At 42.9% G+C, this 19,981-nt stretch carries 17 protein-coding genes; 1 reads left to right on the top strand and 16 read right to left on the bottom strand.

Going from position 1 to position 19,981, the window contains the following annotated elements; genetic code table 11:
* Window positions 1-204 (bottom strand): alpha-L-fucosidase (locus AC1DRQ_RS23260; protein ID WP_477427289.1); only part of this gene is annotated, 204 nt, incomplete at its 3' end.
* Between the two features lie 406 nt (window positions 205-610).
* Here AC1DRQ_RS23260 and AC1DRQ_RS23255 point away from each other — a divergent pair.
* The gene (locus AC1DRQ_RS23255) at window positions 611-2,989 is read left to right on the top strand and encodes an ABC transporter permease (RefSeq protein ID WP_477427287.1); all 2,379 of its coding nucleotides are present in this window, start codon (window positions 611-613) and stop codon (window positions 2,987-2,989) included.
* 123 nt (window positions 2,990-3,112) lie between these two features.
* Here the strand turns inward: AC1DRQ_RS23255 and AC1DRQ_RS23250 are convergent, their stop codons facing one another.
* The 15 genes from AC1DRQ_RS23250 to AC1DRQ_RS23180 all read right to left on the bottom strand — a co-directional run.
* Window positions 3,113-4,603, bottom strand: a complete 1,491-nt coding sequence (locus tag AC1DRQ_RS23250; protein WP_429401263.1) for a TonB-dependent receptor — start codon at window positions 4,601-4,603, stop codon at window positions 3,113-3,115.
* A gap of 232 nt (window positions 4,604-4,835) precedes the next feature.
* Window positions 4,836-6,275: an NADH-quinone oxidoreductase subunit N gene (locus tag AC1DRQ_RS23245; protein ID WP_477427285.1), complete on the bottom strand. Its 1,440-nt coding sequence runs from the start codon at window positions 6,273-6,275 to the stop codon at window positions 4,836-4,838.
* A 10-nt stretch (window positions 6,276-6,285) separates the two neighbouring features.
* A complete protein-coding gene (gene nuoM / locus AC1DRQ_RS23240; RefSeq protein ID WP_477427283.1) occupies window positions 6,286-7,839 on the bottom strand; it encodes an NADH-quinone oxidoreductase subunit M in 1,554 nt (517 codons plus the stop codon).
* Complete coding sequence (gene nuoL / locus AC1DRQ_RS23235; protein ID WP_477427281.1) at window positions 7,836-9,725, bottom strand: NADH-quinone oxidoreductase subunit L; 1,890 nt, start codon at window positions 9,723-9,725, stop codon at window positions 7,836-7,838. Before nuoL ends, nuoM begins: the two co-directional genes overlap by 4 nt.
* Before the next feature lie 30 nt (window positions 9,726-9,755).
* Window positions 9,756-10,067, bottom strand: coding sequence for an NADH-quinone oxidoreductase subunit NuoK (gene nuoK / locus AC1DRQ_RS23230; RefSeq protein ID WP_429401271.1), 312 nt, complete (start codon window positions 10,065-10,067; stop codon window positions 9,756-9,758).
* Window positions 10,064-10,594, bottom strand: a complete 531-nt coding sequence (nuoJ, locus tag AC1DRQ_RS23225; RefSeq protein WP_477427279.1) for an NADH-quinone oxidoreductase subunit J — start codon at window positions 10,592-10,594, stop codon at window positions 10,064-10,066. Before nuoJ ends, nuoK begins: the two co-directional genes overlap by 4 nt.
* Before the next feature lie 3 nt (window positions 10,595-10,597).
* Window positions 10,598-11,113, bottom strand: coding sequence for an NADH-quinone oxidoreductase subunit NuoI (gene nuoI, locus AC1DRQ_RS23220; protein WP_477427277.1), 516 nt, complete (start codon window positions 11,111-11,113; stop codon window positions 10,598-10,600).
* A gap of 92 nt (window positions 11,114-11,205) precedes the next feature.
* A complete protein-coding gene (nuoH, locus tag AC1DRQ_RS23215) occupies window positions 11,206-12,165 on the bottom strand; it encodes an NADH-quinone oxidoreductase subunit NuoH (RefSeq protein WP_477427275.1) in 960 nt (319 codons plus the stop codon).
* A complete protein-coding gene (gene nuoG / locus AC1DRQ_RS23210) occupies window positions 12,162-14,870 on the bottom strand; it encodes an NADH-quinone oxidoreductase subunit NuoG (protein ID WP_477427273.1) in 2,709 nt (902 codons plus the stop codon). The genes nuoH and nuoG overlap by 4 nt, the downstream gene beginning before the upstream one ends.
* Before the next feature lie 6 nt (window positions 14,871-14,876).
* Window positions 14,877-16,145, bottom strand: a complete 1,269-nt coding sequence (nuoF, locus tag AC1DRQ_RS23205) for an NADH-quinone oxidoreductase subunit NuoF (protein WP_477427271.1) — start codon at window positions 16,143-16,145, stop codon at window positions 14,877-14,879.
* A gap of 4 nt (window positions 16,146-16,149) precedes the next feature.
* Window positions 16,150-16,614 (bottom strand): NADH-quinone oxidoreductase subunit NuoE, encoded by a 465-nt coding sequence (gene nuoE / locus AC1DRQ_RS23200; protein WP_429401283.1) that lies wholly within the window; start codon window positions 16,612-16,614, stop codon window positions 16,150-16,152.
* A 41-nt stretch (window positions 16,615-16,655) separates the two neighbouring features.
* A complete protein-coding gene (nuoC, locus tag AC1DRQ_RS23195; RefSeq protein ID WP_477427269.1) occupies window positions 16,656-18,404 on the bottom strand; it encodes an NADH-quinone oxidoreductase subunit C/D in 1,749 nt (582 codons plus the stop codon).
* A gap of 64 nt (window positions 18,405-18,468) precedes the next feature.
* Complete coding sequence (gene nuoB / locus AC1DRQ_RS23190) at window positions 18,469-19,107, bottom strand: NADH-quinone oxidoreductase subunit NuoB (protein ID WP_429401287.1); 639 nt, start codon at window positions 19,105-19,107, stop codon at window positions 18,469-18,471.
* Window positions 19,104-19,538 (bottom strand): NADH-quinone oxidoreductase subunit A, encoded by a 435-nt coding sequence (locus tag AC1DRQ_RS23185; RefSeq protein WP_429401289.1) that lies wholly within the window; start codon window positions 19,536-19,538, stop codon window positions 19,104-19,106. Before AC1DRQ_RS23185 ends, nuoB begins: the two co-directional genes overlap by 4 nt.
* Before the next feature lie 89 nt (window positions 19,539-19,627).
* A partial coding sequence (locus tag AC1DRQ_RS23180; protein WP_477427266.1) for a CBS domain-containing protein occupies window positions 19,628-19,981 on the bottom strand: 354 nt, incomplete at its 5' end.

Raw genomic sequence — 19,981 nt, 5'->3', positions numbered from 1 at the left:
GTTCATGATCCATTCGCCGCCACGGCCTACATCGTGCCCTTTATACATGCCGGCCAATTCGGCATAATCGCCCCAGTGAATAAACATGCCGAAACGGGCCTCACGCCACCATTGCATGCGTTCGTCGCGGGTAAGTTCTTTTTGAGCAAAAACGGAAGGCATAAATAATACAGATAGCAAACATACTATAAAGAGTTTTTTCATCTTGGTTTATTTTTCAGCGGGATCGGTTACCCGCTATGGTTTATAATAGTAAATTGAATATTTAATAAATACGATTTGCTATGAATGATAATTGGTTATGAGCTAACGTTTGTACAGCTCATACACTATATACAAGCCTTACGCTTTTTGGTACCAAAAGCGATCCATAATAATTTACGAAAACGTTGTAGTGATGTTAAATAGATAGCTTAGATACGGAATGCATTTTTGTCTGTAATTGTTTAACTCATTCGTTCTAAAACCGAACATTTAATGTTCGGTTTCGATACATTTTAATTTTTAAAATTCACATAATATTCTCATTATCAAATAATTAAATACATGGCACAGATTTGCGAATAATTTCGTAGAGGAAACAAAAAATTTAACTCCTAACCTGAAAATTATGATAAGGAATTACTTTAAAACCACCTTACGCGCCCTGGTAAAGAACAAAGCTTTCAGTTTTTTGAATATTGCCGGTTTGGCTATCGGTATTACCTGTGCTTCGCTGATATTTTTATGGGTTCAGGATGAGGTGACCTTCAATCATAATTTTTCCAAACGCGATTACCTGTACCGGGTGATGGAAAACCGGCAGATCAACGGGGCAATATCTACAGGTGGCAACACCCCAAGCCCAGCTGCCAACGCTTTAAAAGCTGAAGTTCCAGGCATAAAAAACACCATGCGCAAAAGCTGGAACATGGATGAATTATTTGTATTGGGTGATAAAGCCATCAATGAAAATGGAATATATGCCGACTCTTCCATCTTTTCAATGCTGACACTCCCATTTGTTCATGGTAACCCGAAAGATGCATTTAAAGAAACAAATTCGGTTGTGATCAGCGAAACGATGTCGAAAAAATTCTTTGGCAATACTGATCCTGTTGGTAAAACACTAACATTGAACGCCAAACAGAATTTCAGCGTTGACGGAACTTTTACAGTTACCGGTGTGTTCAAAGATCTGCCGAGCAATTCATCTTTTCAATTTCAATGGCTCTCATCATTTGAATTATGGGAAAATAAAAATTCATGGTTAAAGGGCGAATGGGGAAACAATATTATAGAAACCTATGCAGAGGTACAGCCATTAGCAGATATCAATGCTATAAATAAAAAACTACATGGCTATTTAGCAACCAAGAGTACGGGCAATACCATACAACTCTTCTTGTTCCCCATGAATGACTGGAACCTGCATTATAGCTTCACTAATGGAAAAGAGGACGGCGGAAAAATAAGATATGTGAAACTGTTTTTAACCATTGCCTGGATCATCCTGCTTATTGCCTGCATTAATTTCATGAACCTGTCTACAGCCCGGTCTGAGCAAAGGGCAAAGGAAGTTGGGGTACGTAAAGTAATGGGAGCTGATAAAGGTAAATTGATCATCCAATTCATAGGCGAATCGCTGATCATGTCGTTTATAGCGGTTTTAACGGCTGTTGGACTGATACACGTAACGCTTCCGGCATTCAACTCGCTTGTTGAAAAACAACTCGTTATTGATCTGTTTAATCCGGTTCACTTAGGTTTTATAATAGGCATTGGTATAGTCACCGGTTTAATTGCAGGCAGCTATCCCGCATTTTACTTATCATCCTTTAACCCGGTTTATGTGCTAAAGGGTATTAAAGCAAAAGCGGGTTCGGGCGCAAGCTTTATCCGCAAGGGTTTGGTGGTATCGCAATTTGTTATATCCATTGTATTGATCATCAGCACCATAATCATTTATCAGCAGGTAGATCATATTAAAACACGCAACCTCGGATATAATAAGGACAACCTTGTTGTTCTGAATTTACAGGGACAGTTAAAAGGCCATTTTAACGTTGTAAAAAATGATCTTATGGCAACCGGTGTAGTAGAAAGTGCAGCTTTGAATGAGTTTTTAGCCATGCAGGTGTACGGCAGCTCAAGCAATTTTAAGTGGGCAGGAAAAGACCCTAATGAAAAGATTTCGATCAATAATAATCATGTAAGCCCCGAATTTATTAAAACGATGGGTATTAAGCTGATTACGGGGCGAGACTTTTATACGAATGCTAAGGCTGACAGCAACAATATCATTATTAATCAAAGCCTGGCGAAAAAAATGGGCAAAGCCGGACAAGTAGGGAATATCATAACTGTCGATCAATATCAATTGAAAATTGTGGGCATCATCAATGACCTGGTATATAACAATATGTATGGCGAAAGCGATCCCCTGATATTGTTTTGTAATCCAAATATGGCCAATAATATGACCATACATGTAAAGCCTGGTGTCAACCTGTCGCAGGCTATTGAAAAAATAGGTGGTGTTATTAAAAAAGATAATCCGGGGTATCCTTTTGAATACAGATTTTTGGATGACGAGTTTAATAACCTGTTCAAAAGCGAAAGCCTGATAGGGAAACTGGCAAGTGTTTTTGCAGTGCTGGCAATTTTTATTTCATGCCTTGGCCTATTTGGTTTAGCTGCCTACACCGCCGGGCGCAGAATAAAGGAAATAGGTATCCGTAAAGTTTTGGGTGCATCGGTATCAGGCCTGGCACGTTTGCTTTCCATAGACTTTTTACAACTGGTGGCGCTATCATGTATCATTGCATTTCCTATAGCATGGTGGGCTATGAGCAAGTGGTTGCAAGATTATCAATACCGCATAGAGATCCACTGGTGGGTATTTGCAATATCCGGAGTGCTGGCCATTTTGATAGCCCTGGTTACGGTAAGTTTCCAGGCCATTAAAGCGGCACTAATTAATCCGGTAAAAAGTTTAAGAAGCGAGTAATATACTGCCTGACCAAAAAGAACTTGGATCCTAAACAGGAGATCTGAGATTTAGTTGAACCACTTGGTGCTGCGTTCCGGGGTGAGATACGGAACGCATTTTTTATGGTACTACCAAAACAATTTAAGCCGGATCTAATTCGGTCTTAGGGTCACTGCCGTTTGCGGTAATTTCTTTGGTTGGATCAATCTCACTGGCATAACCAAACAAAGCCCGGTCTTTTATCATAGTGGCCACATCGGCTGGCACATATTCTTCCCAGCCCTCTTCACCTTGTTTTATGAGTTGCAGCACTTTATCGGTTTCCACGTGAAGATTATTTTCATTGTAATGCCTGATGTCTTCTATCTTGTTATTGGCAATCAGGTAACGGTACAGGTCTATAAGATGCGGTGGCGGATTATACTTCAGGCAATTCCAGATTACCCCATCGCGCAAAGTAGGATAAATAAACAACTTTACCTTTCGGCTGAACAAGGTAGCGAAAGACTCCAAAATCCCGCCCGGAAGATCTTGATAATGCTCCTCAGAAAAGATATACTCCAAATTTGGAAAGCCCAGAACAACTCCCAGCTTTAATTTGGTGATCTTTGACATGTAAGCCACTAATTTATAATACTCATGAAAATTAGAGATCATTACCGTTTGCCCAAGTGAACAAAGAATATCCACACGGTCAAGGAAATCTTTTTCATCAATTTCGGCAGTTTGGTCGGCGTTTCTTTCTTTTAACGATTGCAGGGTAAGTTCTGTAACAACTATAACATTTTTCTTATCAACATCGGGCTCTTGAAAAAATTGTTTAACGCCGGTGTTAAGCATATCTAAATGAACATTGATGATAGGACGGAAACGCCCGCGGATCACTACAATATGCTTTTTATACAAGGCTTCAGTAGGCTGCATATTTTTACCATCGGGACCAAATACAGCTGCATCCGAAAAGCCATATTTTACCAGGTGCAAACTCATCAGGCGGTTATCCACCTTAGTAAAATCCGGCCCTTCAAAACGGATCATGTCTATTTGAATACGGTCTCTCGACAAGTTGTCCATCAACGAAAGCAAAAACACTGGTGGTATTTCATGATAGTAAAAGCAGGCATACATCAGGTTTACGCCTAAGATCCCCACTGCCTGCTGCTGCAAATTATTATCGTTATCTAATAATTTTACGTGCAGCACCACATCATTAAACGGGCCTTTAGGCTCCAGCTGAAAACGCACGCCCATCCAGCCATGTCCATCATTTGTTTTGTTATAATTGAGTGCCGATATGGTATCAGAAAAAGCAAAAAAGGTTGTTGAATCCCCACGCTGTGCGGCCAGGCGTTCAATTAACAGGCCATACTCGTGATCAAGCATCGATATCAACCGGGCTTCGCTTACGTAACGGCGTGTTTGTTGTACACCATAAATAGCATCAGAAAAGGTCATATCATAAGCCGACATGGTTTTGGCAATAGTACCTGATGAAGCACCGGCCTTGAAAAAATTAGCAGCTACATCCTGACCTGCGCCAATTTCGGCGAATGAGCCATAAATTTCAGTATCAAGATTAATGGCAAGCGCTTTTTGTTTTGTTCCAATATCTTTGTTGTGAATGGCGTTCATACACTTCTTATTTATAGTTAAATGTTGCCACTATCATGACCTGATAAGACGGTTTAAAAGTACGACTTTTTAGAGAATGGGGTAGCAGCAAAAGCAAGAAAGCAGATAAAACTTCAATCAAAACTATTCAATAAAGATATAAAGGGGTTGCCAATTTACCACAAATGCAGGAATGCTTCTACTTAAGTCAGTGATTTACTGATCAATGAACTGTTGACCATTTCACTTCATACTATTTGAGTTTAAAATATCCCATAAAATCCATTGCTCCTGATGGATAAACCCCAAACCAAATAATCAATAAACTAAGGGCTGATAAAGCTATAATGCTTACCATATAAAAAATGGGGTTCGCTTTTTTCCCTTCAGACAGGATACTTTTTTGTCCGGCGAACATCGTGGTTATAATCCGGAGATAATAATACAATCCAATCACGCTGCTGACAACCAGGATTAAAGCAATTACCCAAAACCCTGCCTGGAGACCCGCAGCCAGGATATAAAATTTTCCAACAAAGCCAACCGTGAGTGGTATCCCCGCTAAGGAAAGTAAAGCCGAGCTAAATATGCAGGCCAGAACGGGGTGTTGCCAAAATAATGCTTTATAGCTCTCGATATCTTCCGCATCCGTTTCTTTATTGGATAAAACGGTCACGATGCCAAAAGCGGTAAGGGTAGTAATAAAATAGGCCATTAAATAAAAGCTAACTGCTTTTATGCTCATCATGCTGCCAGGGATAAAGGCAACTAATAAATAACCGAGGTGCGCAATAGAGGAATAAGCCAGGATACGTTTTACATTTTTTTGTTGTACTGCGAGCAGATTGCCAATAATCATAGAAGCAACGGCAATGCAGATTAAAATAAGCATTACAACCTTGAACCTGAAACCATCAATCATTATAAAAAAGCGGAACAGCACTGCAAACACGCCGCCTTTAGACGCGGTAGCAATAAAGGCGGTAACCGGTGCGGGCGCCCCCTGGTATACATCGGCAGTCCACATATGGAACGGGACCACAGCCAGTTTAAATCCCACGCCTACTAACACCATTCCCAAACCTGTAAGAAACAGCGGGGATAATGATTGAAATGAAGTTAAGTTGCGGGCAATCATTGAAAATTCCATACTTCCGGTTTGAAGGTAAATTAAGGCCATCCCGAAAAGAAGAAAGGCTGAAGAGAATGCCGCCAGAACAAGGTATTTAATTCCCGCTTCTATATTATGATGCCTCACCCGCAAATAGGCAATCAGGGCATATAAACCAACGGTCAGGACTTCAAGGCCCAGGAATAAAGAAATAAAATGTTTGCTTACTGCCAGCACACAAGCCCCCAGTGTACACAGAAAAAGCAGTACGTAATATTCTTTAGGACTTTCCTCTTTTTCTTCAAAATAAATGTAAGAAAGGATATTGACCACAAGGCTCGAAAAAATGATGAGGCCCATAACGAATACCGAAAATCCATCTATGACCAACAATGGATCAATATGGTAAGGAAGCAGTTCTTGAATATAAAAAAGAGAAGAAAAGGAGATAGTAAATAAAAGCAGGCTGCTGAGCTGGATTACGCGGTGACTCAATTTTATGGCGATCAAAAGCATGATGAGCACCGAAGAACCGGCAAGTAATAATAATGGCGTAAGAGCAAAAAAATCGTTACCTGACATATCGTTCTTCTTATTTTTTGACTATATATTTATGTGCGTTTGATGGCGTTACCTGATGGTTCCCTTTTAGCACACTTTTATTTCCAGTTAAAAAAATATGCTCTAATTTGTTAATCATCGGCTTAACGGTATTAATAACCGGTTGCGGATACAAACCCAGCCATATAATGGATAGTGTGAGCGCTGCCATTACTACTGTTTCTCTGAATGAAAAATCACGAACCTGATCCGATCTTTCTGATGGCCCTAAAAACACTTTCTGTACAATGCGTAAGGAATAAATGGCCGAAAAAATAAGTCCGACCGTAGCAATAACGGTAAGCCATATATTGGCTTTGAAAGCGCCTAATAATATCAGGAACTCAGCAATAAAATTCCCTAATCCGGGCAAGCCTAATGATGCCATGGCGAACAGCATTCCTATAGCTCCCATTTGTGGCATTTGGGTCCAAAGTCCACCCATGTGGTTAATGTCACGGGTATGCAGGCGTTCTTTCAGCATCCCTGCCATAATGAACAATGCCCCCGTGCTTATTGCATGGGTAACAAGTTGCATTACCACGCCCTGTAACGCCAGTTCATTAAAAGCAAAAATTCCCAGTATCACAAAGCCCATGTGGCTAACACTTGTATAAGCCACCAGGCGTTTAAGATCGGTTTGTGAATAAGCAAGGACAGCTCCGTAAATAATCCCGATCACGCCGAAAAGCATTGCCCAGGGCGCTAACTCCCGTGCAGCCTCAGGAAATAAAGGAAGTACAAACCTTAATATACCATAAGCTCCCGTTTTTAATAGTAACCCTGCCAGTATTAAGCTTCCGGCAGTAGGCGCTTCGCTATGCGCATCAGGCAACCAGGTGTGGAAGGGCACTATCGGTAATTTAACCACAAAGGCAATCATAAAACCCATCATCAGCCAAAAAGCAATATGGGGTGAAATAGCGGCCCCCAGTAATTCAAAATAGTTGAAGGTATAAATACCCGTATTATTGCCATGAATAAAATACAAGCCAATGATGGCCAACAGCATCAGCAATCCGCTGGCCTGAGTGAAAATGAAAAACTTGTAGGCAGCGTATACCCTATTTTCGCTGCCCCATATACCAATCAGGAAATACATCGGGATAAGCATGACCTCCCAGAAGAAGTAAAACAGGAACAGATCCATCGCCATGAATACTCCTGAAATTCCGGCCAGTATCCAAAGTAAATTGAAATAATAAAAACCTACACGTTCTTTCACATCTTTCCAGGAACACAGCACCGCCAAAATTCCGAGGAAAAAAGTTAGTACCAGCATTAACAGACTTAACCCGTCAACGGCCAGATGAAAGCTTATACCAAATGACGGGATCCAATCATGCCGGTAGTCAATCATCCAGGTGGTTGAAGGATGGATATTGTTGGTGCGGTATTGGTCAATCCAAAAAGCTACCAAAGCAATAAAACCAGTTAATACTGTACACAGCGCTATCCACCGGGACAGGTTTTTATTCCATTGCCCCAACAGAAGCGCCAGCAACCCGCCTCCCATTAATATACCGATAACACAAGCCAGTATCATAACATTATTTGTATACTTAATATGATTATTGCCCCTATAACCAACCCCATAACATACCACCTTAATGAGCCCGACTGCGTAAATGACAATGAACGATAAAGGCGGATAGTTACAAACGTGACACCCTGATAAAGTTTATCAACCACATCATTTTTGTTGACATTGGCTATAAAAACCACAGGCCTCACAAACAATACATTGTATAATTTATCAAAGCCCCAGCCCGAAAACCAAAACAGATAAAGGTTCATAGCAAACCCTGATTGCTTTAATTTTTCAATCCGTTGCGGTTGTTTGTAATAGAAAACATAAGCGAGGTAAATCCCGCCAAAAGTTGCCAGGAGTGCCGGGATCTGAAATTGCAGTTCGGCATTCATACCAGCTTTTAAAACCGTTTCGGGCAATACCTGATGGAGCAGGTCTGAAAAAAGTCTAAAATGGCCAAAATTATGCGGCAGTTCTATAAAGCCCGCAAAAAGAGAAAAAAAGGCCAGGATGATCAAAGGTGCGGTCATGAGCTTGCCGGGGTGATGACCAATCTCTGTTTTAGCTTCGCCCCAAAAAACAACGATCATCATCCTGGTAGTATAAACTGCCGTAATGAAGGCTCCAAGCAAGGCAATAAACCATAGCCAGGGGTTCCCTCCTTCGCTGGCCCAGGCATACCATAGTATCTGATCTTTGCTATAAAATCCGGCGCTTATTAATGGCAGTGCTGCCAATGAGGCCGAACCAATCAGGAAGGTCCAGAAAATAACCGGAAGCTTATTTTTAAGTCCGCCCATTTTAAACATATTATGCTCGTGATGCAAGGCTTCTATCACAGCACCCGCTGCCAGGAACAAAAGGGCTTTAAAAAAGGCATGGATCATGAAATGGAAAATAGCTGCCGTCCACGCGCCTACACCCAATGCCAAAAACATATACCCAATTTGGCTGATGGTAGAATAAGCCAGTATCCGTTTTATATCATATTGTGTGAGGGCGCTAAAACCGGCGATGAATAAGGTTGCCGCTCCAATCACAGCAACTATCATTTGCGCTATTGGCGAAAGTTGGAATATAACATGCATCCTGGCGATGAGGTAAACACCTGCCGTTACCATAGTAGCGGCATGAATTAGCGCGCTCACGGGCGATGGCCCTGCCATTGCATCGGGCAGCCAGGTTTGTAATGGCAACTGGGCCGATTTTCCCACACCACCGGCAAGTAACAACAGGGCCGTAATGGTAGCTATTGAGGCCCCCTGCTGCCATAAAACCGGGGCCTTAGCCAAAATATCAGGAATAACCAATGTGCCAAACTGGTAAAAAATTACAAAAAGCCCGATGGCCATGGCCGTGTCGCCAATGCGGGTGATGATAAAAGCTTTGCGGGCAGCATATCCGTTAACCTCACTTTCATACCAGAAACCAATGAGTAAGTAACTGCACAGCCCCACACCTTCCCAACCCAAATACAACAGTAATAAATTATCGGCCAACACTAACAAGAGCATGGAAAATACAAACAAGTTCATGCAGGCAAAAAAGCGTGAATAGTCCTTGTCGCCCGTCATAAAGCCCACCGAATAAATATGTATCAGCGCACCTATAAACGTGATCACAAAAACAAAAACGAGCGATAGCGCATCCAGAAAAAACGTGATCTTAGGGTTGAAACCAGCTACCTCCATCCACGTCCATAAAGTTTGGGAATAGTTACCGGTTGCCGGGGGATGTAACAGAAAACCAATACCGATCATGAGTACTATGATGGCCGAAAGACTTACGCTACCTGCACCAATTATGGCAACCCAAACACGGGATATATGCTTGCCTGCCAATGCCAGTATTAAAAAACCGGCAAAGGGCAAAACTGGTACAAGCCATAACAGGTTACTCATAGTATTTTTATTTAATAAATTGTTAAAAAACTATCCTTTCATTTCTTTCAATTTGTCAATATCCAATGATTTATGCTGATGATAGATTTGCAGAATGAGCGCCAGTCCAATTGATACCTCTGCCGCAGCCATAGCCAGGATAAAGATGAACATCACCTGCCCATCCGGCTGTGCCCAGCGTGAGCCTGCCGCCACAAAGGCTAAACCGGCGGCATTCAGCATTACCTCTACAGATAGCAGCATAAAAATGATGTTCTTTCGAATAATGACACCGGCAATGCCCAGCACGAAAAGTAAACCTGCCAGTAACATGACTATTTCTATGGATACGGATGATTTCATGATGGATCCTCTTCTTTTAAAAATCGATGCAAAATCATTTTTTTATGTTGCCCTATGTGTGCAGCGCCAACCACTCCTGCCATTAATAACATGGCTGCCAATTCTACTCCAATGAGGTATGGCCTGAATAATGAAACAGCCACAGCTTTGGGGTCAACAGTTTGCAGGTTATACGATGTGGGGTGAGCTGTATTGATCAGGTAAAAAAACTCAACAAAAAGAATAGCCGACAAAATTGCCGGACCAATCCAAATCCTTGGTTTAAGCCATTCTTTTTCTTGCTTTGCTGTTTCTTTGCCCAGGTTTAAAAGCATGATCACAAAAATAAAAAGCACCATGATAGCCCCGGCATAAATGATGATCTCAAGCAATGCCGCAAACGGCGCACCCAACAAAAAAAAGATCACAGACATGGATAACAAGGAAATGATGAGGTACAGCAGCGCATGTACCGGATTATGCCTGGTGATGACCATGATTGTAGAGATCACGGTTACAAAAGCGGTTGTGTAAAAAACGACGTCCATTTTTTAAGGTAATAAACTGTGTATATCAACTGGTGGATCCTCGTTATCTCCTTCACCTTTTCCTTTTATGCCTGCAGCTAATCCGGCAACTTTGTAATAATTGTAACCCGGATATTTCCCTTCGCTATCTATCAATAAATCTTCTTTTTCATAAACCAGGTTTTGCCGGTTATATTCAGCCATCTCAAAATCAGGAATCAGCTGTATGGCATATGTAGGGCAAGCCTCTTCGCAATAGCCGCAAAAAATGCATCTTGAAAAATTGATGAGGAAAAACTCCGGATATCTCCTGCCATTCTCGTCTTCGGTAGCCTGTAATGAAATACAATCTACAGGACAAGCGGCTGCACATAAATAACAGCCCACGCAACGTTCCCCCATATCCGGGTCACGGGTCAATACAATTCGCCCCCGCCAGCGCGGATGCAGTACCACCTTTTCTTCGGGATACTGAATGGTTTCCCTTTTTCTGAACATGTGCAGAAAAGTGAGTCCTATGGTTCTTAATATGCTGATCATCGTTTCTCTTTTTTACATTATCATTGGTGAAAGGGTGAATTTAAATTGTCGCGGCCCGCCCTTAGGTACCCGCAATACACATTATGACATCATCATTTATTCATCATTAATACGATCCCTCCGGTTATCAGTAAGTTTAATAAAGCGATAGGTAATAATATTTTCCAACCGTATTCCATCAGCTGATCATACCTGGGCCTCGGAAGCGAAGCCCTTAGTAAGATGAAAAACAGGATAAAAACAAAAGTTTTCAGTGAAAACCAAACTAAAGGAGGCAAAAATGCCGGGCCCAGCCATCCGCCAAAGAACAGCGTAACCGCCATGGCAGAAATGAGGGTGATACCCAGATATTCGCCAATAAAGAACATCCCGAATTTCATCCCGGAATATTCCGAGTGAAAACCCGCCACGAGCTCGCTTTCTGCTTCAGGAATATCAAACGGGAGCCGGTGAGTTTCGGCAATACCCGCAATCATGAAAATAACGAACCCTACCGGTTGAGTAATGATAAACCAGCACCCTTTTTGGGCAAGTACAATATCCGTAAGCCTGAATGAGCCTGAAAGCATCACCACGCCCATGAGCGAGAGCCCCATGAACACTTCATAACTGATCATTTGCGAGGCACCACGTAACGCCCCGAGCAGGGAATATTTGTTGTTTGAGGCCCAACCACCCAATACTATGCTATAAACACCCAGTGATGACATAGCCAGAAAGAAAAGCAAGCCAATATTCAGATCAGCGATGAGCAAGCCTGGTGCATAAGGAATGATCACAAAACCCATGAGTACCGTAGCGCCAATAATAGTTGGAGCAATTACAAAAATTGTTTTATCAGCAAACGGGGGGATCCAATCTTCCTTAAAAAACAGCTTAATAGTATCGGCAACTACGATGAGCAAACCAAACGGGCCGGCACGATTCGGGCCATACCTATCCTGCCAAAGTGCCAGCATTCGCCGTTCCAGCCAAATTAGCCAGGCAGCAATTGTAGTTAATGTAAACAATACAATTACAATCATCAGGGTATATTGAATTATTGTACTCATATCATAGCTTTTGTTAAAATTCCTTTTGCCGGCCAGCCTATTCCACTCAGCCCGGGGATATTGAAAGGGATACCTGCCATGCCTTCAGGCAGCTCCCCATTTATCCTTGCGGGCAGCTCATAATGCTGATCTCCGATCTGTACCTGCATAATATCGCTTTCGTTGACATTTAAATTTTCTGCGTCATGCTTGTTAATGGCGATATAAGGCTTGGGAGACCGCTCTGCAATACCGCATGTGTAAATACTAAGTTCTTCCGATCCAAAGATGTGCGGAAAAGGCACAAGCAGYCATTCCCCGGGCGATGGTTTAAAAGCAGGAGGTACATCGTTCAAAAACGCATTTTCAGTAACCGGGGTTTCCGGGAATAACCTTTTGCCCGGGTCACCACCTTGCAAAGGCCCTCCAACCTCTGCCTGGTATTTGTTAATGGATTGTACCGAGTTCCAGCCCGGTGCCCAGTAAAATGGGATCAAAGGCGCTGGCGGCATTCCTTTAAAACCTTCCATCGTAAACGATAAAGCCGAATCAGGATCTTCGGGTGGTTTAGGTTCACTTACATTAATATTGGCCAGCATAGCAGTACGTCCGCTATAACGATGCGGTTCGCGGGGAATTTTCTGTCCCGAAATACGGAAATCAGCAGGTGGAGCAACGGTCTCTGCTCCTTTAAATTGCGGCATTAGCGCAACCATATCAGCTATTAAATCATCCGGTGTAGTCAAATCTTCCGGACCTACTCCATTTTTAAATTGCCTGAACTCGTCCAGCCACCTCCAGCTTTCTCTTAAATTTTCATTTTTTGGCATAAACACCTGGAAGAAACATTGTGCCCTGCCTTCGTTATTAACCATTGTTCCATCGGCTTCGGCAAAGGTGCCAACCGGTATCAATACAGTGGCTCGGTTAGTTGTATCATTATGCAAGTGATCAAGCACAATTACTTGTTTGCAATGGTCAAAAATGTTATCAATTTCATTTTTAGCGCCTCTGCGGTACAGATCATTTTCCACAATAACCACGGTATCAGCCTCGCCTTTTTCCAAAACTTTCGCTGCCTCGTTTAATGATGGCGCCTGCATCATAGCCAAGCCCATGGAGTTACATTCAGGAACCACAAAGCACAAACTGGCCTTTTCATCTTTAGTACCCAGGGCAAATGCTATGTTCGAAGCAGCTTTAAGAATAGCTTCATTACATAAGCTTGTTCCGCAAATGATCAATGGTTTTTTGGCGTTTTTAAGGATATCTGCAATGTGCCGGGCAAGTTTTATCGTATCATCATCCATATCACCTGGTGCGGGGGCCGTATTGTTCAGGCAATTTGCAATTGTAAACCCTAAACGTGCAATGTCATCGGGCGATATGTGCAGGCTACCGGAAGCAATCTCGTCAAGCTTGGTTTGAGTAGGATAAGCTATAAAAAGCTCCCCCTTTTCCTGCTGGGCAAACTCACGTAACGCGGCATCGTGCCAGGAGGGTATATTTATTTGCTGTGCATTTTCAAAAGGCTTTTTACATACAGCCTGCCGCAGGGCCAGCGCCAGTAATGGCGCGGCATTGGTCAAATCTTCTCCCAGTATCAAAACCGCATCGGCCGCTTCGGTTTCTTTTAAAGATGGCGTATGAATATATCCTGAGTTTACAGTATGGAGGATAGTTCGCATCAGCTGGGCTTCATTCTCGGAAATCCCCTGGTAAAAATTTTCTTTTCCTACCAATTGCATCAGGGCAAAGTTTGTTTCCAATGATGCCCGTGGGGAGGCAATGCCTATTACTTTGTTGTTTGATAAAATCCCTTTCAGGTGGCTATATAAACTTTGTTTATCCGCCGCATCTGGAATTTTACTGCATATTAAAGGTTGCTGAATACGGTTTATGCTGTTTACAAATTCATACCCAAACCTGCCCCGGTCACAAATAAAATAACCGTTAACCTCGCCATTAAAGCGGCTGGTGATCTGCCGGAGTTCACCATATCGTTCGCCTGCAATAATATTACAGCCCAGGCTGCAATGCTGGCAAATAGAGGGAGCCATGGTCATATCCCATTTCCGGGTATAATGTTCCTTGAGGGTTTTGTCGGTAAAAACTCCGGTAGGGCAAACTTCAGCAAGATTACCGCTAAACTCGTTTTCGAGGATACCATCCTGAGCCCTTCCAAAATAAACATGATCATGTGCTGCAAATACATCAAGGTCTTTTCCACCTGCATAATCTTTATAAAACCTAACGCAGCGGTAACACTGTATGCAGCGGTTCATTTCATGATTGATAAAWGGCCCGAGATATTGGTTTTTATAGGTGCGCTTTTTGTATTGGAACCGACGGTAAGTGTGACCTGTCATCACGGTCATGTCCTGTAAATGGCAAGCACCTCCCTCATCACAAACCGCGCAATCATGCGGGTGATTAGTCATGAGCCATTCAATAACCTGTGAGCGAAAAGCTTTGGCCGTGGGATCGTTCACGGACAAATACATGTTGTCTTTCACCGCTTCCATGCATGACATCACTATACGGCCGTTGGTGTCCTGTTCGTCCTTAAAAAGTTTAATGGCACATTGGCGGCAGGCTCCTACCGACCCCATAGCGGGATGCCAGCAAAAATAAGGCAGGTTAAAACCAAGCGTAAGACAGGTTTCAAGCAAATTTTTGCCAGGTTTTACTTCATAAACTTTACCATCTATATAAATTGCTGCCATTGTGTTTTACCTCCACGGACATCTTTTTTCGTTTATATGCTTTTCAAAATCTTCGCTGAAATATTTCAGGCCGCTTTGCAGCGGTTCCATTGCTCCAGGTGCCAGGGCACAAAATGTGTTACCCGGTCCCAAATATTTAGTATGCATTTTTAACAACTCCAAATCTTCCGGTTGCCCTTCTCCATTTTCAATCGATAGCAAAATCTTTTCTGTCCAGGGCAATCCTTCTCTGCAGGGTGTACACCAGCCGCAGGACTCCTGTGCAAAAAAGTGCTCCAGGTTATGCACAAAACCAACCGGACAAGTTTGATCGTCCAAAATGATCATTGTACCTGTGCCCAGGCGACTGCCGGCCGCGGCTACCGATTTGTAATCCATTTTAATATCCAGGTGCTCCGTCACCAGGAAATCAGTAGAAGCACCACCCGGAAGGGCTCCCCTGAATTTGAAGCCATTTTGCATTCCGCCAGCATGTTCTTCAATGAGCTGCCGCATGGTAGTTGTCATTGGTAATTCCCATAAGCCGGGTTTATTTACTTTGCCGCTGATGCCATATAATTTAGTTCCGGCATCAGCTCCGGGGCTCAGGTCTTTAAACCAATCAGCCCCGTTATTAACAATATGCGGAATGTTGCAGAGCGTTTCTACGTTATTAACAATGGTGGGTTTGCCAAATAAACCGCTTATCTGCGGAAAGGGAGGTTTGGTACGGGGAGTGGCCCGCTTTCCTTCCAGCGCATTCAACAGCGCGGTTTCTTCTCCGCACATATATCGGCCAATACCTGTATGCAAATGCATTTCAAGGTTAAAACCTGTACCCAAAATATTTTTCCCGAGGTAACCGGCTGCATACGCTTCATCTATAGCCTGCCTGATGAGCCGGGCTGCCTTTTTATAGGCCCAGCGCAAAAAGACATACGATATATTAGCCTGTATAGCATATGCAGATACGATCATACCTTCAATTAATTGATGGGGATTGCCTTCAAGCAGCAGGCGGTCCTTAAAAGTTCCGGGCTCCATTTCGTCGGCATTGGCAACCAGGTATTTGGTTTGCGCACTATCATTCATGGGCACAAAACTCCATTTAATTCCAGTATTGAAACCTGCACCCCCACGGCCCTTAAGGTCCGACTCCTGCACCATTTTTGTAATTTCCTGTGGGGCCATGGTAATTGCCTTGTGCACAGCCAGATAACCGCCCACACGCACATAATCTTTAAGATTAAGCGGGGGGCGATTAATGTTGATATGCTGTGTGAGTGGCGTTTCCATGTTATTATTTATATTCTTTTAATATGTCATCCAGTTTATCGATGGTTAAATCCCGGTACAGATCATCATTAATCATTAATGCAGGGGCATGATCGCAGGTGCCGAGGCAAGGATTGGGTAAAAGGGTAAACCTGGCATCAGAAGTGGTTTCTCCAAATTTGATATGCAGCCGGGTTTTCAGGTGCTCATAAATTTTTTCATAACCCATTACATAGCAACTGATGCTATCGCACAGTAAAATAATATTGCGGCCAACCGGCTTACGGAAAATGAGGTTGTAAAATGTTGCCACACTGTCCAGTTCTTCGGCCGACATATCCATATGGGCGGCTATGGCATGAAGACTTTCATCCGAAATCCATCCACGATGATGCTGCACAATTTTCAATGCTTCAATACAGGCAGCTTTCCGAACGGGGACAAGTGCGATCTCATGATCTATCTTCCTAATTTCATCCGTTGATAGCATATCTTTTTATTTTATCCTGTAACTTCTATTCTTCGCCTATTTCATCTGTCAATATCGGCCAGTACATAATCCATAGCCCCTAAAATGGATAGTAAATCGGCAACCGTATACCCCTTGCTGATATATGGCAACATTTGCATGTGCGGGAACGAGGGCGTTCGGATCCTGACCCTATAGGGCGATGTGTTGCCATTACTGGTGAGGTAATAACTGTTGGCCCCTTTAGTGGCTTCGATACAACTCATCGCTTCGCCAGCTGGAATTACCGGGCCCCAGCTTACATTTAAAAAATGAGTAATTAGCGTTTCAATATCCTGCATGGTGTGTTTTTTGAGGGGTGGCGTAGTTAAAGGATGATCGGCCTTATAATCCCCTTCAGGCATATTTTTCACACATTGATCAATAATGCGCAGGCTTTGCCACATTTCTTCAACACGTACCCTGGCCCTATCATAACAATCGCCATTTTGTGCTGTCGGGATATCAAATTCAAAGTTTTCATAACCAGAATAAGGTTGTTTTTTTCTGAAATCCCATTCAAAACCACAAGCCCGTAAACCCGGGCCGGTCACCCCCCACTCTATGGCTTCCTCCAGGGTGTAAATGCCAATACCAACGGTTCGGCCTTTGAAAATGCTGTTACGCATCACCATCTGATGATACTCCCTGAGTTGTTTGGGGAAATAAGCAACAAAATCGCGCACCAGTTTATCCCAGCCTTTCGGTAAATCCTGGGCAACTCCCCCAATCCTAAACCAGTTAGGGTGCATCCTGGCTCCGCAAATAGCTTCAACAATATCAAATATCTTCTCCCTATCGGTGAACATGTAAAATACGGGAGAAAGCTGCCCCAAATCCTGGGCAAAAGTGCCGTACCATACCAAATGACTCGCGATGCGGAAAAATTCACATAACATGATGCGCATTACCTTTACCTTTTCAGGAACGGTAATGCCGGCCAGTTTTTCAACTGCCAGCAAGTACGCCAGATTGTTCATCACCCCACCCAGGTAATCTACCCGGTCGGTATAAGGTATATAGGTATGCCATGACTGGCGCTCGCCCATTTTTTCTGCTCCGCGATGATGAAAGCCAATATCGGGAACAGCATCAACAATATCTTCGCCATCTAACTGCAGAATAATGCGTAAAACGCCATGTGTGCCGGGATGTTGCGGACCAAGGTTCAGGAACATGAAATCGGCATCCTCACTATGTCTTTTTAATCCCCAGTCTTCCGGTCTGAATTGCAGGGCTTCCTGTTCACGGTCTTGTTTTTCGTCCCAAAGTTTAAATGGGCCCATTTCAGTAGCCCTTGCCGGATGTTCTTTTCGCAAAGGATGCCCTTCCCAGGTCAGTGGCATCAGTATACGGCTTAAATGGGGATGACCTTCGAAAGTTATGCCAAACATATCGTAAACTTCGCGTTCATACCAATTGGCATTTTTCCATAAAGAACTAATGGATGGCATGGATGGAAAACTGCCGTGTAAGGCTACTTTGAGGCGGATAAAGACGTTTCGTTTAAATGAAAGCAGATGATATACAACGGTAAAATCAGACGATGGCGATCCGTTGTTATTAGCCTGGCTCCGCTCATCAATAGCGCACAGGTCATACAATAATTCAAACGGATGATGGATAGTCTGCTTAAGATAGCTAAGTACCTTTGTTATGTTTTCTTTTGCAACCCATAAAGTAGTCATCTCATCAACTGTAAGTTGCTGAGTAAAGACAGACTCTCCAAATTTAGAGGTCAATTCATCTGCCAAGCCTGAATGATTATCCATGCTCTTTTAAACTTTATTTAGGTTTATTTAATACTAATAGCCTGATACAGGTATCAAATCATGTTCAAATCTCATCGGGAGAGCGAAAATCGATCATCTTTTTTCGTTCTTCCCTTTTTTCTTCCTTCATTGATACTTGTTCGGGCTTTATAACTCCTTGCGGACCAATGGCCCAACTTAAAGGTCTTTGTTCTTTGCCTACTGAGGCCGCCAGCAACATCAATCCCTGCATAAAAGCATCAGGCCGGGGCGGGCAGCCGGGTACGTATACATCTACCGGTAAAAACTTATCTACTCCTTGTACAACGCTGTAAATATCATACATGCCGCCTGAGTTGGCGCAGGACCCCATGGAGATAACCCATTTTGGCTCCATCATTTGTTCGTGCAAACGTTTAATGATGGGGGCCATTTTTACAAAAACAGTTCCGGCTATAACCATTACATCAGCTTCACGGGGGGTTCCCCGTATTACTTCGGCCCCAAAACGTGCAACATCATATTTGCTGGTTAAACTGGTGGCCATTTCCACAAAACAGCATGAAAGGCCAAAATGAAATGGCCACATCGAATTTTTTCGTCCCCAGGCCAGTAAATCCTGAACTGTGGTAAGCATAACACTTTGCCCCACAGACTCTTCAAAAGAACCTGTTCCTTTTAGCGTATTTGCCGGTTCAGCCGGGTTACTGAGCCACCATTTCATATTACAGGTTTCTTTAGGTTTAGTTTTTTATACGCTTTCAGAATTTTCTTGCCATCGGGGCCAAAATCCAATGCTCCGAGGCTCCACTCATAAATTAACACCGCAACCAGCAGCCCAATAAAAACACAAATACTGAGATAACCCGGCCACCCGAGTTCTTTAAATGCCAAGGCCCATAAAACAATAAATACCACCTCGATATCAAAGATGACAAACATCATGGCAACCAGGTAAAATTGGGCCGAAAAACGCAGTCTTGCTGACCCGGTTTCTAATATGCCTGATTCGTAAGGCTGGCCGGTGGCCCTATCTGTATGACGTTGGCCCAAAAAATAGGAAAGGGAAATAATAAGGATCATTAAGGCTAAAACAAAAGCACCGTAAACTATAAATGGCCAGAACGGTACACTGGATGGGTTTGATACATTCATAATTATTATATTATAAAACAACCTCAACAAACTGCTTTTGTTCTTGAATGGGGTATTTCCCTGAATTTTAGCTTAGGAATTATAAATAATTATACTTCGCCTTTAATGTAATGTTCCATGTTTTCGATAATGAATTTTTGCTCTTCGATGATGTATTTCACTACGTCGCCAATGGAAACAATACCCATTAATTTGCCATCGTCTATTACCGGCAAATGCCTTATAAACTTATCGGTCATCAACCTCATGCAATCTTCTATGCTATTGCTGGAGGATACCGTAACCGGATTTTCTGTCATGATTTCCCCAACCAGGATTTCTTTGGAAGCTCTCCCTTTTAGGATCACCTTACGTGCGTAATCTCTTTCCGTGAAAATGCCGATGAATTCTCCTTGTTCCATCACTAAAATGGCACCTATGTTTTTTTCGTACATTAACTCCAG

This window comes from Mucilaginibacter sp. P4_E8 (genome assembly GCF_056401495.1).
Note: the sequence above shows the minus strand (reverse complement) of the source record. Positions and strands in the feature narration are given on the sequence as shown.

What these genes read in the sequence shown, in the direction of transcription:
- AC1DRQ_RS23255 (WP_477427287.1), top strand. Translation starts at nt 611, where the DNA reads ATGATAAGGAATTACTTTAAAACCACCTTACGCGCCCTGGTAAAGAAC.
- AC1DRQ_RS23250 (WP_429401263.1), bottom strand. Translation starts at nt 4,603, where the DNA reads ATGAACGCCATTCACAACAAAGATATTGGAACAAAACAAAAAGCGCTT.
- AC1DRQ_RS23245 (WP_477427285.1), bottom strand. Translation starts at nt 6,275, where the DNA reads ATGTCAGGTAACGATTTTTTTGCTCTTACGCCATTATTATTACTTGCC.
- nuoM (WP_477427283.1), bottom strand. Translation starts at nt 7,839, where the DNA reads ATGATACTGGCTTGTGTTATCGGTATATTAATGGGAGGCGGGTTGCTG.
- nuoL (WP_477427281.1), bottom strand. Translation starts at nt 9,725, where the DNA reads ATGAGTAACCTGTTATGGCTTGTACCAGTTTTGCCCTTTGCCGGTTTT.
- nuoK (WP_429401271.1), bottom strand. Translation starts at nt 10,067, where the DNA reads ATGAAATCATCCGTATCCATAGAAATAGTCATGTTACTGGCAGGTTTA.
- nuoJ (WP_477427279.1), bottom strand. Translation starts at nt 10,594, where the DNA reads ATGGACGTCGTTTTTTACACAACCGCTTTTGTAACCGTGATCTCTACA.
- nuoI (WP_477427277.1), bottom strand. Translation starts at nt 11,113, where the DNA reads ATGATCAGCATATTAAGAACCATAGGACTCACTTTTCTGCACATGTTC.
- nuoH (WP_477427275.1), bottom strand. Translation starts at nt 12,165, where the DNA reads ATGAGTACAATAATTCAATATACCCTGATGATTGTAATTGTATTGTTT.
- nuoF (WP_477427271.1), bottom strand. Translation starts at nt 16,145, where the DNA reads ATGGAAACGCCACTCACACAGCATATCAACATTAATCGCCCCCCGCTT.
- nuoE (WP_429401283.1), bottom strand. Translation starts at nt 16,614, where the DNA reads ATGCTATCAACGGATGAAATTAGGAAGATAGATCATGAGATCGCACTT.
- nuoC (WP_477427269.1), bottom strand. Translation starts at nt 18,404, where the DNA reads ATGGATAATCATTCAGGCTTGGCAGATGAATTGACCTCTAAATTTGGA.
- nuoB (WP_429401287.1), bottom strand. Translation starts at nt 19,107, where the DNA reads ATGAAATGGTGGCTCAGTAACCCGGCTGAACCGGCAAATACGCTAAAA.
- AC1DRQ_RS23185 (WP_429401289.1), bottom strand. Translation starts at nt 19,538, where the DNA reads ATGAATGTATCAAACCCATCCAGTGTACCGTTCTGGCCATTTATAGTT.